Genomic DNA, 14,936 nt, shown 5'->3' with positions numbered 1-14,936 from the left:
GGAGAAGGAGGCCGAGTGACTGGACAACTGACGCTGCGCGAAGGGTGGTTGACCTGGACGCCCGGTCGTGGGCTGACCGCCGAACCGGAACCCGTGCCGGACGGGCCGCTGCTGGTCGCCGACTCGTGGCTGGTGCGCGACGGCCGGGTGCGCGGGTACGGCCGGCACCGGGAGCGGTTTCTGCACGCCTGCGCGGAGAGCGGTGGGCCGGGGCCGCGTCGGCTCGTGCGGTTCTGGCAGGACGTGACCGCCGCGCTGCCGCGCACCGGCGCGTGGTTTCCGCGTGTCGAACTCACCGCCGAATCCCTGGAGTTGAGGCTGCGGCTGCGGCACGCCCCGCCGCTCGGCACGGAGATCCGCGTCTGGTCCGTCGGCCAGCCGGACCTGCGGACCGCGCCCCGCCGCAAGGGGCCGGACCTGGACATCCTGGCCCGGGTGCGGGGGCGGGCGGTCGAAGAAGGGGCGCAGGAAGGGGTGTTGGTCGATCCGTCCGGGGTGGTGCTGGAGTCGGCGACTGCGAGCGTGCTGTGGTGGGAGGGCGACACCTTGTGCCAGCCGCCGCCCCGGCTGCCGCTCCTGCCCGGGGTGACCGCCGCGCTCATCCAGGAACGCGCGCTCCACACCGGCATCCGCACCGCCCACCGCGAACGGACCCTGCCCGAACTGGCCGACCGCGAGGTATGGCTCGTGAACGCCCTGCACGGCATCCGGCCGGTGACGGGCTGGATCGGCGAGCAGACGACGACGGCCGGTCCTGCGGTACGAGCGGAGGAATGGCGGAAGTGGCTGGACGGATTGACGGAGCCGCTGCCGAATAATACGGGAAATAACTAGAACCCATAACGCGACGGGCACCGGCGAATATCGCCGATGCCCGAATTCTGCATTGCTTTTGATGACTACTTCTTCGCGGGCTGGTAAGCCCCCGGCACCATGCGCGTGGCGATCGCTATCCGGTTGTACGCGTTGATGACGGTAGCCGCCCAGATGAGCGCCGCGAGCTGTGCCTCGTCGAAGACCGCCGCCGCCTCGGTGTAGACGTCGTCCGGCACATGGCCGTCGGCGACGAAGGTCACCGCTTCCGTCAACGCCAGTGCGGCGCGCTCCCGTTCGGTAAAGAAAGGGGTCTCCCGCCAGGCGTTCAGGGCGTAGATGCGCTGCTCGGTCTCGTCCTGCGCGCGGGCGTCCTTCGTGTGCATGTCGAGGCAGAACGCGCAGCCGTTGAGCTGGGAGGCGCGGATCCTGACCAGTTCGAGGAGTTCCGGCTCGACCTTCGCGTCCGCCGCTGCGGAAACAGCGGCGACGTGCAGGGAACCCATCGCCTTGGAAACGTCGGGGGTGATTTTCTTCAGGGCCACACGGGATATCTGATCACTGTTGCTCATAGGCCGACTATAGCCACTTCCGCCAGGTGGACGCGTGCGAATCCACCCACTTTTCCGCCGCCTGTTCCGGCGTCAGTTTCTGGTCGGCGATCATCAGGGATACCTCGTTCTGGTCCTCCGTAGTCCACCGGAACTTCTTCAGGAAGGCCGCCGCCCTGCCGCCGTCCTTCGCGAAGTCGGCGTTGAGGTACTTCCGCAACGGGGTGTGCGGGTAGCCGCAGGCGACCTTCGCCGGGTCGGCGTCGCAGCCCTCCTGGTACGCCGGGAGCTTCACCTCCGTCATCGGGACCTTCTCGAACAGCCACTGCGGGGCGTACCAGTACGTCAGGAAGGGCTTCTTCTCCTTGGCGAACTGGCGGATCTGGGTGATCTGCGCGGCCTCCGAACCGGCGAACACGACCTGGTAGTCCAGGTTCAGGTTGGTCACCAGGGCCTTGTCGTTGGTGACGTAGGACGGGGAGCCGTCCATGAGCTGGCCCTTGCCTCCGCTCTCGGCGGTGCGGAACTGGGACGCGTACTTGTCGAGGTTCTTCCAGTTCGTGACGTCGGGGTGCTGCTTCGCGAAGTACGTGGGGACGTACCAGCCGATGTGTCCGGTGACGCCGAGGTCGCCGCCGCGCGCGATGGTCTTCTTGTCGTCGACGTACCGCTTCTCCTGGTCGGGGTGGCCCCAGTCCTCCAGGATCGCGTCGACCCGGCCCTGGCTCAGCGCGTCCCACGCGGGCACCTCGTCGACCTGCACGGTGTCGACGCGGTAGCCGAGCTTGTGTTCAAGGAGGTACTGGGCGACGGCGACGTTCGACTGCGCGCCCACCCAGGACTGGACGGAGAGGGTGATGGTCTTCGCGCCCTGGGCGTTCGCGAACGGGGACGCCTGCTTGGTCATGTCGGCGGCGCCGCAGCCGGTCAGCAGGACCAGCGACGCCACCACGGCGGTCGTACGAACTCGCATGTCACGCTCCCTTCTTGGTGCGCCGGTCGGCGGGCTGGGTCACCCGGTCGAGCATCAGGCCGAGACAGACGATCGCGGCGCCCGCCACCAGACCGGTCGCCAAGTCGCCCTGGGCGAGCCCGAAGACGGCCTCGTAGCCGAGCGCGCCGCCGCCGACCAGACCGCCGATGATGACGACGGCGAGGACGAGCACCACGCCCTGGTTCACGGCGAGCAGCAACGCCGGCCGGGCGAGCGGCAGTTGGACCTGGCGCAGTTGCTGCGCGCCGGTCGCGCCGAGGGACCGGGCCGACTCCAGCGCCGCCGGGTCGACCTGCCGCAGGCCCTGCGTGGTGATGCGGACGACGGCGGGCAGCGCGTACACGACGGCCGCCGCGACGGCGGGGGCGCGCCCGACGCCGAACAGGGCGACGACCGGGATCAGGTACACGAACTGCGGCATCGTCTGGAACACGTCCAGGGCGGGGCGCAGCAGCCGTTCGACGCGGTCGCTGCGGGCGGCGGCGATACCGGTCGCGAAGCCCAGGACGAGGGTGACGGCGACGGCGGCCAGCACCTGGGACAGGGTGTCCAGGGCCGGTTCCCACACGCCGAGCACACCGGTCGCGGCGAGCGCGAGGACGGCGGTCAGCGCGGTGCGCCAGGTGCCGATCGGCCAGGCGATCGCGGCGACCAGCAGCAGCACCGCCCACCAGGGCAGCCCCTGGAGGCCGTCCCGTACGGGGTCGAGGACCCAGGTGGTGAAGTGGCCGGCCCAGTCGGCGGTGCCGCCGACGACGGGCACCCCGGAGTAGAGGTGGTCGGTCATCCAGCCGACGGCGTCGTTGACCGGGGCGGCGATGGGCACCGTCCAGGCGTCGGGCCAGTCGAGCCGCCCGGCCACGCGCCCGGCGAGAGCCACGGCCACGGCGGCGGCACCCGCGTAGACCCAGGTGGTCCACCGGGCGGGGGTATCGCCAGCGTCGCCGCCGTCGCTGTCGTCACCGGCGGCGGCCGTGACGCGGTCCAGGACGACCGCGAGCAGCACGATCGGTATGCCGGCGGCGAGGGCCGCGCCCACGTCGACCGAGGCCAGCGCCTGGTAGACGCGGTCGCCGAGACCGCCCGCGCCGATCACCGACGCGATGACCGCCATCGACAGCGCCATCATGATCGTCTGGTTGAGGCCGAGCAGGAGTTCCTTGCGGGCCAGCGGGATCCGCGCGGTCAGCAGGCGCTGACGCGCGGTCGCGCCCAGCGAGTCGACGGCCTCCAGGACCTCTTGGTCGGCCCCGCGCAGCCCGAGCGCGGTGAGCCGGGCCATGGGCGGGGCGGCGTAGACGACGGTGGCCAGGACCGCCGCCGGGACGCCGATGCCGAAGACCAGCACGACCGGCAGCAGGTACGCGAAGGCGGGCAGCGCCTGCATGGTGTCCAGGACCGGGCGCAGGGCGCGGTCGAGGCGCGCGGAGAGCCCGCCGGCCAGGCCGAGCAGCACGCCCACGACGACCGACGCGAGGACGGCGACGACCATCAGGGCGAGCGTCTGCATCGTCGGCACCCACATGCCGAGCAGGCCGCAGGCCAGGAACGCGGCGGCCGTACCGAGCGCGAGCCGCACCCCGGCCACCCGCCAGGCGATCAGCGCGCCCGCCGCCGCGACACCGGCCCAGCCGACGCCGAGCAGCACCAGATAGACGGCGCGGACGGCGAGGACGACGCCGTTGCTGAGATGGCCGAAGAAGTAGAGGAACAGCGGGTGGCTGTCGCGGTTGTCGATGATCCAGTCGCTGGCGCCCGTGAGGGGTCTGGTGAGGTCGACGGTGAGCGTCGCGGGCCAACTCCCGCTGGACCAACGGGCGTTGGCCAACGGCACGAGGACGGCGGCGGCGACCGCGAGCAGCAGCAGCTTGCGGACCGCCTGGTGCCGGAGGAAGCCGGGCAGGGCGGCGAGCCGAAGCGCGGGGGCGGTGGTCAACGCGGCCATCAGACCGCCTCCTTGGGGAACTCCTCCGTGGGGAACTCCCTCTTGGGGAACTCCTTGGGCGGCTCGGTCCCGGCGTCGGCGGGCAGCTCCGTTCCGGCCACCACGTCGAGCAGTCGTTTCTGGTCGACGACGCCCAGACAGCGGCCGTCCGCCACGACACACGCGGGCCTGCCGCTGCGGGCGACGACCTTGATCGCCTCGGCGACCACCGCGTCCGCCGCGAGGGACCCGGGGTGCTCCGCGCCGCCGCAGCCACCGGGCCGCATGACCCTGCGCACCGTCAGCACCTGCTCGCGCGGTACGTCCCGGACGAACTCGCGGACGTAGTCGTCGGCCGGCGAGCCCACGATCTCCTCGGGGGTGCCCAACTGCACCACCCGCCCGTCGCGCATCAGGGCGATGCGGTCGCCCAGCTTCAGCGCCTCGCTGAGGTCGTGCGTGATGAAGACCATCGTGCGGCCCTCCTCGCGGTGCAGCCGCACCACCTCCTCCTGCATGTCACGCCGGATCAGCGGATCGAGCGCGCTGAACGGCTCGTCGAACAGCAGGACTTCGGGGTCGGCGGCCAACGCCCGCGCCAGGCCCACCCGTTGCCGCTGACCGCCGGAGAGCTGGGCGGGCCTGCGCTGCTCCATGCCCGCAAGGCCGACCTTCTCGACGACCTCCTTCGCGCGCGCCCGCCGCTCGGCGCGGCCGATGCCCTGGATCTCCAGGCCGTACGCCACGTTGTCGAGGACCGTGCGGTGCGGGAGGAGGCCGAAGTGCTGGAACACCATGGCGGCGCGGTGCCGGCGCAGTTCGCGCAGCCGGGTGCGGTCCATCGCGCGGACGTCCTCGCCGTCGACGGCGATCGCGCCGGCCGTCGGCTCGATCAGCCGGGTCAGACAGCGCACGAGGGTGGACTTGCCGGAACCGGACAGCCCCATCACGACGAACACCTCGCCCTTGCGGACGTCGAAGGAGACGTCCCGGACGGCGGCCGTGCAGCCGGTGCGTGAGCGCAGTTCGGCGGGGCCGAGCCCGGCCAACTCCGGGTTGGTAGGCACCTGTTCGGCCTTCGGCCCGAACACCTTCCAGAGCCCGTCGACGGAGAAGACGGGAGTACTGGAAGAACTGGGAGTGCGGGAAGTGCTGGCGGCACTGGGAGTACTGGGAGTACTGGGGATACTCATCACGCACCACTTCCGATCAGGTCCACGGCTCGCTCGCCGACCATCAGCACGCCGATCATCGGGTTCACGGCGGGCATGGTCGGGAAGACGGAGGCATCGGCGATCCGGATGCCGTCCAGGCCCCGGATGCGCAACGTCGGGTCGACGACGGCGAGTTGGTCGTCGGCGGCACCCATCCGGCAGGTCCCCGCCGGGTGGTACACGGTGTGCGCGACCTTGCGGGCGTACTCGCTCAGCTCGGCGTCGCCCGTGAGGTGCGGGCCGGGGGCCACCTCGCGCTTGAGCCAGCCGGCCAGCGGCTCGGTCCGCGCGATCTCGCGGGCGATCCGGATCCCGTCGACGAGGGTGCGGCCGTCGTGGTCGTCCTCGTCGGTGAAGTAACGGAAGTCGAGGGCGGGTTTCACGGCCGGGTCCGCGCTCTTCAGGTAAAGCCGCCCACGGGACTTTGGCTTGGGGATGTTGGGGGTCAACGAGACGCCGTGCGGCGGGCGTTCGTAGCCGAGGCGCTCCGGGTTGTCGGTGAAGGGGACCTGGTAGAAGTGGAACATCAGGTCGGGGCCCGCGTGTTCGGGGTCGCGGCGCACGAACAGACCGGCGTCGGAGTCCATCGCGGAGTTCTCCGGGAGCGGCCCGTGGGTCTCCCAGACGATGACCGACTCGGGGTGGTCGAGGAGGTTCTCGCCGACGCCGGGCAGGTCGTGGACGACGGGGATGCCTAGCGCGTCCAGATCGGCCTTCGGCCCGATGCCGGAGTGCAGGAGCAGCCGGGGCGAGTCGACGGCCCCCGCGCACAGCACGACCTCGCGGCGGGCCCGTACGAGGATCTCCTCGCCGTCCTTCGTGCGGACGTGCACGCCCCGTGCCCGGGTGCCGGCCAGCGCCAGCCGGTATGCCCAAGTCTCCAGCAGGATCGTCAGGTTGGGCCGCTCGTCCAGCACCGGGTGCAGGTAGGCCACCGACGCGCTGGAGCGCTTGTTGGTCTCGGGGTGGTAGGCGAGGTCGAAGAAGCCGACGCCGTCGGTGAACGGCTCCCGGTTGAACCCCTCGATCCGTGGCACCCCGATCGCCTCGTGCGCCGCCTCGACGAAGTCGCGGGCGATGGCGTTACGGTCCTTCTCGTCGACCGGGACGATGTTGTTCAGCAGGCGCGCGTAGTACGCCTCCATCGGAACCGCGCCCCAGCCCTCGGCGCCGGCCGCCTCCCACTCGTCGAAGTCGGAGGGCAGCGGCTTGAACGCGATGAGCGTGTTGTGGGAGGAGCAGCCGCCGAGGACGCGGGCGCGGCTGTGCCGGATGTGGGAGTTGCCGCGCGGCTGCTCGGTCGTCGGGTAGTCGTAGTCCAGCTCGCCGCCGAGCAGGCCCATCCAGCGGCGCAGCGTGAGGACGTCGTCCCGTCCGACGTCGCTGGGGCCGCCCTCGATGACGGCGACGGTGGTGCCGGGGTTCTCGGTCAGCCGCGAGGCGATGACGGAACCGGCGGTTCCACCTCCGACGACGACATAGTCGTACTCATGGTCGTACTCATAGTCGTGAATATGGGCGTTCTGGGACATGGGGGTACTCCAGAGGCGTGCGAAGTCTGAGGAACGGGCCGGAGTCTGGGAAACGGCCGGAGGCGACAGCGGGGGTTCAACCGGCGAACCAGCGCACCGGCCTCGGTGCGAGGTTCTGGTAGACGTGCTTGGTCTCGCGGTACTCGGCGAGTCCGGCGGGGCCGAGTTCGCGGCCCACCCCGCTCTTCCCGAAGCCGCCCCACTCCGCCTGCGGCAGGTAGGGGTGGAAGTCGTTGATCCAGACTGTGCCGTGGCGCAGCCGCCCGGCGACCCGCCGCGCCCGGCCCGCGTCGGCGGTCCAGACGGCGCCCGCGAGGCCGTACTCGGTGTCGTTGGCGAGCGCGACGGCCTCGTCCTCGGTGCGGAAGGTCTCGACGGTGAGGACCGGCCCGAAGACCTCCTCCCGCACGACCCGCATCTCGCGGTGGCAGTGGTCGAGGACGGTCGGCTCGTAGAAGTAGCCGGACTCCGGCCGGTGCGGGGCGGGCCGCGGCCGCTTGCCGCCGGTGCGCAGCACCGCGCCCTCCGCGAGCGCGGAGGCGACGTACGTTTCGGTCCTGGCGCGCTGCTGTTCGGAGACGAGCGGCCCGCACTCGACGCCGTCCTCGGTGCCGCGCCCGAGCCTGATCAGGCTTGCCCGGCGGGCGAGTTCGGCGACGAAGCGGTCGCGTACGGACTCCTCGACGATGAGCCGGGAGCCCGCCGAGCAGACCTGGCCGCTGTGGATGAAGGCCGCGTTGAGGGCCTGGTCGACGGCGGTGTCGAAGCCGTCGTCGGTGGCGCAGGCGTCGGCGAAGACCACGTTGGGGTTCTTGCCGCCGAGTTCGAGCGCGACCTTCTTGACGGTGGGGGCGGCGGCCCGCGCGACCTTCGTGCCGCTGGCCAGACCGCCGGTGAAGGAGACGAGGTCGACGTCCGGATGCTCGGCCAGCCGCGCCCCGACCGTGTGCCCGGGCCCGGTGACGATGCCCGCCACCCCGGCGGGCAGCCCGGCCTCGGCGAGCAGGTCGATGAGCGCGATCGTCGTCAGCGGGGTGATCTCGCTCGGCTTGACGACGAAGGTGTTCCCGGCGGCGAGAGCGGGCGCGATCTTCCAACTGGCTTGCAGCAGCGGGTAGTTCCAGGGCGTGATCAGCGCACAGACGCCGACCGGCTCATGGACGACGACGCTGTGGACGTCGGCCGTGCCCGCGTCCACGACCCGCCCCGGGGCCTCGGCGGCCACGAGCCCGGCGAAATAGCGGAAGGCGTCGGCGACGCAGTCGATGTCCACCCGGCCCTCTTCGACCGTCTTGCCCGCGTCCCGGCTCTCCAGCAGCCCGAGCCGTTCGCGATCGCGTACGAGGAGGTCGGCGACGCGGTGCAGCAGGGCGGCGCGTTCGGCGACCGGGGTGCGCGGCCAGGCCCCCGCGCCGCCGTCGAAGGCGGCCCGGGCGGCCGCGACCGCCAGATCGGCGTCCTTCTCGTCGCCCTCCGCGACCACGGCGAAGGGACGCCCGTCGGCGGGGTCGAGAATCTCCCGGCTGCCACCGGAGACGGCTTCCAGCCACTCGCCGTCCACATGAATCGTCCGCTGCTCGCGCTGCCGCTGCTGTTCCGTCCTGTCGACCATGGGCGACCACCTGCCCCCACCCTCCGGTTGCATGCGCAATCCATGGCCGAAAGTGCGCTACGTCACTGAGAATGCCGCGTCGCCGAAAGGGCTGTTTTAGACATATGGGTGATCTATATGATCACGATGTTCGCAGTAAGCGCATAAATGAAAGGACGGCTTCCGTCCACATGAAACCCCCCACGAATCCCCCCACGGTTTCCCTCACGAATCCCCTCCCGAATGCCCCCGCCAAGAGGCTCGGGAAGTCGGTGCGCGGCGCGCTCGCCGTCACCGTCGCCGCGCTGGCCGCCGTGCTGCCCATGGCCGGCACCGCGAGCGCCTCGCCGTGGTCCGGCCACGCCCACCGTACGGTCGTCACGGCCGACGGCGAGAGCTTCCGGCTGCGGCTGGCCGCCACCCCCACGGTGCTCCCCGCCGCCGGCGGCACGGTGCACGTCAAGGGCGCCGGGTACAACCGGGCGCAGGGCGTCTTCCTGGCGTTCTGCGTGATCCCCGACGGCGTCCGGGTCGGCGACCCGCGCACGTACACCACGCTGCCCACCCCCTGCCTCGGCGGTCGCGCGGCCGAGGACGGGTCCTCGCGCCGGATCACCGACACCGGCACCGGCACGCCCGGGATCACGATTCCCTACGGGACCGGCGGCTCGTTCGACACGACGCTGAACATCAAGCCCGAGATCGCGGAGGGCGTCGTCTGCGGCGAGACCGTGCGCTGCGCGATCGTCACGCGCGCCGACTTCACGGCCACCGCCGACCGGTCCTACGACCAGTACATCCCGGTCGACTTCAAGCCCGCCGCCGGTTACTAGGCGCACAGCGGCCCGGCCCACACCAGGACCGGGCCGCCCCACCCGCACAACGACGGCAACGGCTAATGCCCCTGATCCTGCTGTTGCTGCTGCTGTTGCTGTTGCTGTTGGAGCTCTTTGCGCCGCTGCTCCTTCTGCTCTCGCTGCTCTTTCTGCTGCTGTTTCTGCTTCTCGCGCCGTTCCCGCTCCGCTTCGAAGAGGCGCAGGTACTCCTGGGCCCGTTCGCTGAGTGGGGTGGGCCCGTCGTCCTCCTCGTCGTCATCCTCCAGCCCCTGGTCCCTGAGCTGCTGGTTCTGGACCTCGATGGGCGGCTCGGGGTCGTAGTCGGAGGGACGGGGCCCCTCGGGGCCGTCGGGGCCGATGCGGATGAGCCGTTCGACGCGGCTGACGCGGTAGCGGATGCCGTCCACGGTGAGGACGTTGGAGCGGGTCTCGTCGAGCCGGTCGGCCAGCCGCGCGTACTCCGCCTTCCGCTCCTCGTCGAGCCGGAGTTTGAACGGGCCCTGCACCCGCAGCCACCCCGCGAGGGAGTCACGGGCCCCCTGCGGAGTGGTGTAGGAGCAACCGGGGTTGAAGGACAGCCACTGCCCGTTCTCCCGCTCGGAGATCATGAAGACCGCCGGGAGGAGCACCCCGCCGGGGTACTCGATCCTGGCCCGCCGGGAGTCCGCCACGACGTCCTCCGTGGAGTCGCTCAACACGCTGGCGAACTCCAGGAGTTGCAGCTTCAGCAGACTGTCCGAAAGCCCTGAACTCGTGTACGGGTCGACGATGAACCCCTCGTCCTTCGCCCCCTCCATGTCCGCGTCGCCCACCTCCAGCGCGTCCCGGTCGGAGGGACGGGGCGGCTCGGGCCCGTTCGGCCCCATCCGCAGGAAGCGGCAGGTCCGGATGATCCGGAAGCGCTCGCCGCGCACCCGGATCTCGTTCACCACCTCGCGGTCCATCCGCAGCGCCGCCGCCATCCACTTGCGCCGCCCGGTCTCGTCACCGGCCTTCCCCGCCTCGACCGAGCGCAGCCGGAAGAGCGAGCCGAGCGAGTCCCGGGAGTCCTGCGGGGTGGCGCTGCCGAAGCCGAGGATCTCCCAGCCGCCCGTCTCGCACTCGCGCGCGTAGAAGAACTCCGGCAGGCCGAGGCCCATCACCTGCGGATACCGCTGCGTCGCCTCCCACGCCTCCTGCTCGGCGAAGGCCGCGATGGGACCCTCCTGGGCCGTCACGCGGAACGTGAGATAGGACGGCGTCACGTCTCGGTAATCGGTCACGTACGGACCGTGCCCAGACCGGGCCCCGGATAGACCAGCGGCAACCATCCGATTTCCCTATGACGGATTTCCTACGACGGACCACCCACGCCGAACGCACCGATCCCCGGGGGGCCACGACCAAGGCCCCCCGGGGATCAGGGAGTTACCACTGCACTGCTACTGAACTCGGATGCTGCTGAACTCAGATGAGGCCGAGCGCGCGGACCGCGTCCCGCTCCTCCGCCAGCTCCGCCACCGACGCGTCGATACGGGCGCGGGAGAACTCGTTGACGTCCAGGCCCTGGACGATCTCGTAGACGCCGTCCTTGGTGGTGACCGGGAAGGACGAGATGAGGCCCTCGGGGACGCCGTACGAACCGTCCGACGGGATGCCCATGGAGGCCCAGTCGCCGTCCGCCGTGCCGTTGACCCACGTGTACACGTGGTCGATGGCGGCGTTGGCGGCGGAGGCGGCCGAGGACGCGCCGCGCGCCTCGATGATGGCCGCGCCGCGCTTGGCGACGGTCGGGATGAAGTCCTCGGCGAGCCACTTCTCGTCGCTGACGACCTCGGCCGCGTTCTTGCCGGCGATCGTGGCGTGGAAGATGTCCGGGTACTGGGTCGCCGAGTGGTTGCCCCAGATGGTCAGCCGCTTGATGTCGGCGACCGTCGAGCCCGTCTTCTTCGCGAGCTGGGTCAGCGCGCGGTTGTGGTCGAGGCGGGTCATCGCGGTGAAACGCTCGGCCGGTACGTCGGGCGCGGCGGCCTGCGCGATGAGCGCGTTGGTGTTGGCCGGGTTGCCGACGACGAGGACCTTGATGTCGTCCGCCGCGTTGTCGTTGATGGCCTTGCCCTGCGGCTTGAAGATGCCGCCGTTGGCCTCCAGGAGGTCACCGCGCTCCATGCCCTTGGTGCGGGGGCGCGCGCCGACGAGGAGGGCGACGTTGGTGCCGTCGAAGGCGACGTTCGGGTCGTCCGTGATGTCGATGCCCGCAAGGAGCGGGAAGGCGCAGTCGTCGAGCTCCATCGCGGTGCCCTCAGCGGCCTTCAGCGCCGGGGTGATCTCCAGCAGGCGCAGCTTGACCGGCACGTCCGCGCCGAGCAACTGGCCGGAGGCGATGCGGAACAGCAGGGCGTAACCGATCTGGCCGGCCGCGCCGGTGACGGTGACGTTCACGGGAGTGCGGGTCATGGCGTTCTCCGTATGACAGCGGTCGGTGGGGCGTCCCTGCCCCGGGTGGGACGTACAGATGATCGATCTCTTGGTATCAAGAGATCCATCCAGCGGTCAGGCTATCGCGCCTCCGGGATGCCGGACGTCCGGGGTTGTGTGGCCCGCCCCACAGAGCGGCGGCCGCCCGGTCCTGGAGGGGGGGAGAAGGACCGAACGGCCGCCATGGTGGGGGACCGACCGCGCCGGACTCCCGTGGGGATACGGTTCGCGTGCCCCGACCGGACAGGCCTATTCCTGACCCGCCCCCACTTTTTTCTCCGGGCTACGGCGTACGGGTTTTTCACCCGGGCTACGGCGTACAGCCCTGCCGTCCGGACGCCAGCACCGCGCACGCCGTCGCGTCCGCCGCGTCGCGCACCGCCACCATCGGGGTGTACGCGATCGTGTCGCCGGCGACGGTGATGGCGCCGGTCTGCCGCACCGACCCGGCGGTCACCCGCACCCCGTCCCCCGGCGCGGCCTGTGTGATACGGCCCCAGGCGGCCCCGCATGTCTCGCTGTAGCGGACCTCGACCAGGACCGCCCCGACCGTCGCGCTCCGCACCGTCTCCACGAGGTCGCCGCTGCACCCCATCTCCTCCGCGTCCTTGCCCGTGCAGCCCGCGCCGCCGCACCGCGCCCCGGACGGCAGGACGGTCATAGAGGTCGCCGAACCGGCCGACGGGGACGGCGACTTGACGGTGCCCACCGCCTGCTGCGGATCCCCGCCGTCGGTCAGCAGGAACGCCCCCACGACGACGATCACGACCCCCACCACCCCGGCGAGAAACAACGCCACCCGCCCCGAACCGGAGCCGCCGTCGGACACCCCCGCAGGTCCGGCGACGCCCGGAGTCACCGCGACCCGCGCCTCGGCCGGCTCCTCCCGCACCTCGGGCGGCGGCGGCCCGAACTCCCCGAGCGCGGCCCGCGCCTGGGCGATCCGGCCGGCCTCCATGGTCCGGTCGTGCCGCATCTCCGAACGGCTCCAGGCGCGTTCGGCCAGCTCCCACATGGTGGTCAGATGGATCGGCGGCGTGCCGGTGACCTCGGCCAGCGCGACGATCGCGCCCTTGGGCGCGAGCAGCCGCCCGTCGAGATACCGCTCCCAGGACGTCCTGCTGTAGCCGGTACGGTCGGCGACCGCCGCCAGACTCAGTCCCGTACGGTCCACGACCCGCCGCAACTGCTCGGCGAACTCCCGTACCTGCGGGTCGAGTTCATCCGGCAAGGCCCTCCACCGAGGCATCGATCCCCCCTCCCTCCGCCAAGTCCCCCGCGGCCACGTTAGACCCGATACGAAGACGATTCAGGACACATACCCGAATCATCGACGTATCGACACAACGAGGGAGGAGGGATACGGGAGGAGGAAAGGGGGATGAGCGAGGTTCAGCCGCTGACTGTGAAGTGCAGGGTGTCCTTGAGGATCGGGATCTGGAGCAACGGGTGGGGCTGGGCCATCAGCGACAGCAGGACGATCGCGGTGCCCAGCACGCCGTAGGTCGCGATGTCGGTGAAGCGGGAGCGGACGGCGAGCATGCCGACGCCGGGCAGCAGCCAGCGCAGCACCGCGCCGACCAGCAGTCCGACGCCGATCAGGACCGTGCCGACCCGCACCACGTCGAGCGCGGTCAGCAGCAAGCCGAGCGCGACGACGCCCAGGACGGCGATGATCGGCCACTGCCGGGAGGCGAAGGCGTCGCCGGGTCCGGCCCGGCCGGCGCCCTCGGGGCGCGCGGTGTCCCGGGTGAACTTCGGGAAGCGGCGGGTGGTGCGACGCGGCACACCGCGCACGTCCGGCGCACTGACCGGATCCCGCACCTCGGTCTCGCCCTTGTCCGCCACGTCGCCCATGTCGCCCATGTCGCCCACACCGTCCCTGTCAGCCACGTCGCCGTCCCTGTCCCCGGCGTTGCCGGAGGCCCCCTCAGACGGCGACACTGCGCTCCGCCGCCTCGACCACGTTGACGAGCAGTTGGGCGCGGGTCATGGGGCCGACGCCGCCCGGGTTGGGGGAGATCCAGCCGGCCACCTCGCGGACGTCCGGGTGGACGTCGCCGACGATCTTCCCCTCCGCGTTGCGCGAGACGCCGATGTCGAGGACGGCCGCCCCCGGCTTGACGTCCTCGGCCCGGACCAGATGGGCGGAACCGGCGGCGGCGACGATCACGTCGGCCCGCTTCAGGTGCGCCGAGAGGTCCCGGGTGCCGGTGTGGCACTGGGTGACCGTCGCGTTCTCGCTGCGCCGGGTCAGCAGCAGCGGCATCGGACGCCCGATGGTCACTCCACGGCCGACGACCACGACCTCCGCGCCCTTGATCTCGACGCCGTACCGGCGCAGCAGCGTGAGCACGCCGTTGGGGGTGCAGGGCAGCGGCGCGGGCTCGTTGAGGACGAGCCGGCCGAGGTTCATCGGGTGCAGGCCGTCGGCGTCCTTGGCCGGGTCCATCAGCTCCAGGATCCGGTTCTCGTCGATGCCCGCGGGCAGCGGGAGCTGGACGAGGTAGCCGGTGCAGGCGGGGTCGTCGTTCAGCTCGCGGACGACCGCCTCGATCTCCTCCTGGGTGGCCGTGGCGGGCAGCTCGCGCTGGATGGACGCGATGCCGACCTGGGCGCAGTCGCGGTGCTTGCCGGCGACGTACTTCTGGCTGCCGGGGTCGGCGCCGACGAGGATCGTGCCGAGGCCGGGCGTCACGCCCTTCTCCTTCAGCGCCGCCACGCGGGCGGTCAGATCGGACTTGATCTCGGCTGCGGTGGCCTTGCCATCGAGAATCTGGGCGGTCATGCTCCCATTCTCCCGGATGACGGCCCCGCGGTTCCAATCCGGATCACATCCGGTTTTACTCCGGTTCCAGTCCCGGATGATGTTGCACTTGCACAACACCTCGGGAATGCCGCGGAATGCGGCTGGACAACAAACCGGCCATTGCAGAACGATTGAGGCCACAGTGCCGCGGGCAGTACCGGGGGGACGACCGCATCTGTAGACCTTCCTCCACAACCGGTCGCCCGTCGTCCCCG

Annotated in this window: 13 protein-coding genes; 2 read left to right on the top strand and 11 right to left on the bottom strand. The window is 71.1% G+C overall.

Translation table 11 applies throughout. From position 1 onward, the window contains the following. The first annotated feature begins 15 nt into the window (after window positions 1-15). On the top strand, window positions 16-834 hold the full coding sequence (locus BMZ82_RS17385; RefSeq protein ID WP_093776696.1) for an aminotransferase class IV: 819 nt from the start codon (window positions 16-18) through the stop codon (window positions 832-834). Window positions 835-899: 65 nt separating this feature from the next. On the opposite strand, the gene BMZ82_RS17380 is transcribed toward BMZ82_RS17385, so the two are convergent. From BMZ82_RS17380 to BMZ82_RS17355, 6 genes are all read right to left on the bottom strand, one after another. Continuing rightward, window positions 900-1,385: a carboxymuconolactone decarboxylase family protein gene (locus BMZ82_RS17380; RefSeq protein WP_093776694.1), complete on the bottom strand. Its 486-nt coding sequence runs from the start codon at window positions 1,383-1,385 to the stop codon at window positions 900-902. A gap of 7 nt (window positions 1,386-1,392) precedes the next feature. Beyond that, the gene (locus BMZ82_RS17375) at window positions 1,393-2,337 is read right to left on the bottom strand and encodes an ABC transporter substrate-binding protein (RefSeq protein ID WP_093776692.1); all 945 of its coding nucleotides are present in this window, start codon (window positions 2,335-2,337) and stop codon (window positions 1,393-1,395) included. Window position 2,338: 1 nt separating this feature from the next. After that, a complete protein-coding gene (locus BMZ82_RS17370; RefSeq protein ID WP_093776690.1) occupies window positions 2,339-4,303 on the bottom strand; it encodes an ABC transporter permease in 1,965 nt (654 codons plus the stop codon). Beyond that, the gene (locus BMZ82_RS17365; RefSeq protein ID WP_093776688.1) at window positions 4,303-5,475 is read right to left on the bottom strand and encodes a quaternary amine ABC transporter ATP-binding protein; all 1,173 of its coding nucleotides are present in this window, start codon (window positions 5,473-5,475) and stop codon (window positions 4,303-4,305) included. Before BMZ82_RS17365 ends, BMZ82_RS17370 begins: the two co-directional genes overlap by 1 nt. Then, window positions 5,475-7,028, bottom strand: coding sequence for a GMC family oxidoreductase (locus BMZ82_RS17360; protein ID WP_093776687.1), 1,554 nt, complete (start codon window positions 7,026-7,028; stop codon window positions 5,475-5,477). Before BMZ82_RS17360 ends, BMZ82_RS17365 begins: the two co-directional genes overlap by 1 nt. A 76-nt stretch (window positions 7,029-7,104) precedes the next feature. Then, a complete protein-coding gene (locus tag BMZ82_RS17355) occupies window positions 7,105-8,640 on the bottom strand; it encodes an aldehyde dehydrogenase family protein (RefSeq protein WP_093776686.1) in 1,536 nt (511 codons plus the stop codon). Between the two features lie 251 nt (window positions 8,641-8,891). Here BMZ82_RS17355 and BMZ82_RS17350 point away from each other — a divergent pair, with 251 nt between their 5' ends. Beyond that, the gene (locus tag BMZ82_RS17350; protein ID WP_093776684.1) at window positions 8,892-9,452 is read left to right on the top strand and encodes a hypothetical protein; all 561 of its coding nucleotides are present in this window, start codon (window positions 8,892-8,894) and stop codon (window positions 9,450-9,452) included. A 62-nt stretch (window positions 9,453-9,514) separates the two neighbouring features. Here BMZ82_RS17350 and BMZ82_RS17345 read toward each other — a convergent pair whose 3' ends face one another. The 5 genes from BMZ82_RS17345 to BMZ82_RS17325 form a co-directional block, all read right to left on the bottom strand. After that, window positions 9,515-10,717, bottom strand: a complete 1,203-nt coding sequence (locus tag BMZ82_RS17345; protein ID WP_256251960.1) for a DUF5954 family protein — start codon at window positions 10,715-10,717, stop codon at window positions 9,515-9,517. Between the two features lie 184 nt (window positions 10,718-10,901). After that, window positions 10,902-11,891, bottom strand: coding sequence for a malate dehydrogenase (locus BMZ82_RS17340; RefSeq protein ID WP_093776682.1), 990 nt, complete (start codon window positions 11,889-11,891; stop codon window positions 10,902-10,904). A gap of 331 nt (window positions 11,892-12,222) precedes the next feature. Then, window positions 12,223-13,161, bottom strand: coding sequence for a helix-turn-helix domain-containing protein (locus tag BMZ82_RS17335; protein WP_093776680.1), 939 nt, complete (start codon window positions 13,159-13,161; stop codon window positions 12,223-12,225). Between the two features lie 143 nt (window positions 13,162-13,304). After that, entirely contained in the window at window positions 13,305-13,778 is a 474-nt protein-coding gene (locus BMZ82_RS17330) for a DUF3017 domain-containing protein (protein ID WP_093776887.1), read from the bottom strand. 64 nt (window positions 13,779-13,842) lie between these two features. Continuing rightward, on the bottom strand, window positions 13,843-14,700 hold the full coding sequence (locus BMZ82_RS17325; protein ID WP_093776678.1) for a bifunctional methylenetetrahydrofolate dehydrogenase/methenyltetrahydrofolate cyclohydrolase: 858 nt from the start codon (window positions 14,698-14,700) through the stop codon (window positions 13,843-13,845). Window positions 14,701-14,936: the final 236 nt, after the last annotated feature.

The sequence above is a fragment of the Streptomyces sp. yr375 genome (assembly GCF_900110755.1).
Lineage (GTDB): Bacteria > Actinomycetota > Actinomycetes > Streptomycetales > Streptomycetaceae > Streptomyces.
This window is presented reverse-complemented; position numbering and strand designations above follow the sequence as displayed.

Bases quoted from the DNA above. Each gene is read 5' to 3' on its own strand.
- BMZ82_RS17380 (WP_093776694.1), bottom strand. From the start codon at position 1,385: ATGAGCAACAGTGATCAGATATCCCGTGTGGCCCTGAAGAAAATCACC.
- BMZ82_RS17375 (WP_093776692.1), bottom strand. From the start codon at position 2,337: ATGCGAGTTCGTACGACCGCCGTGGTGGCGTCGCTGGTCCTGCTGACC.
- BMZ82_RS17370 (WP_093776690.1), bottom strand. From the start codon at position 4,303: ATGGCCGCGTTGACCACCGCCCCCGCGCTTCGGCTCGCCGCCCTGCCC.
- BMZ82_RS17365 (WP_093776688.1), bottom strand. From the start codon at position 5,475: ATGAGTATCCCCAGTACTCCCAGTACTCCCAGTGCCGCCAGCACTTCC.
- BMZ82_RS17360 (WP_093776687.1), bottom strand. From the start codon at position 7,028: ATGTCCCAGAACGCCCATATTCACGACTATGAGTACGACCATGAGTAC.
- BMZ82_RS17355 (WP_093776686.1), bottom strand. From the start codon at position 8,640: ATGGTCGACAGGACGGAACAGCAGCGGCAGCGCGAGCAGCGGACGATT.
- BMZ82_RS17340 (WP_093776682.1), bottom strand. From the start codon at position 11,891: ATGACCCGCACTCCCGTGAACGTCACCGTCACCGGCGCGGCCGGCCAG.
- BMZ82_RS17335 (WP_093776680.1), bottom strand. From the start codon at position 13,161: ATGCCTCGGTGGAGGGCCTTGCCGGATGAACTCGACCCGCAGGTACGG.
- BMZ82_RS17330 (WP_093776887.1), bottom strand. From the start codon at position 13,778: ATGGGCGACATGGGCGACGTGGCGGACAAGGGCGAGACCGAGGTGCGG.
- BMZ82_RS17325 (WP_093776678.1), bottom strand. From the start codon at position 14,700: ATGACCGCCCAGATTCTCGATGGCAAGGCCACCGCAGCCGAGATCAAG.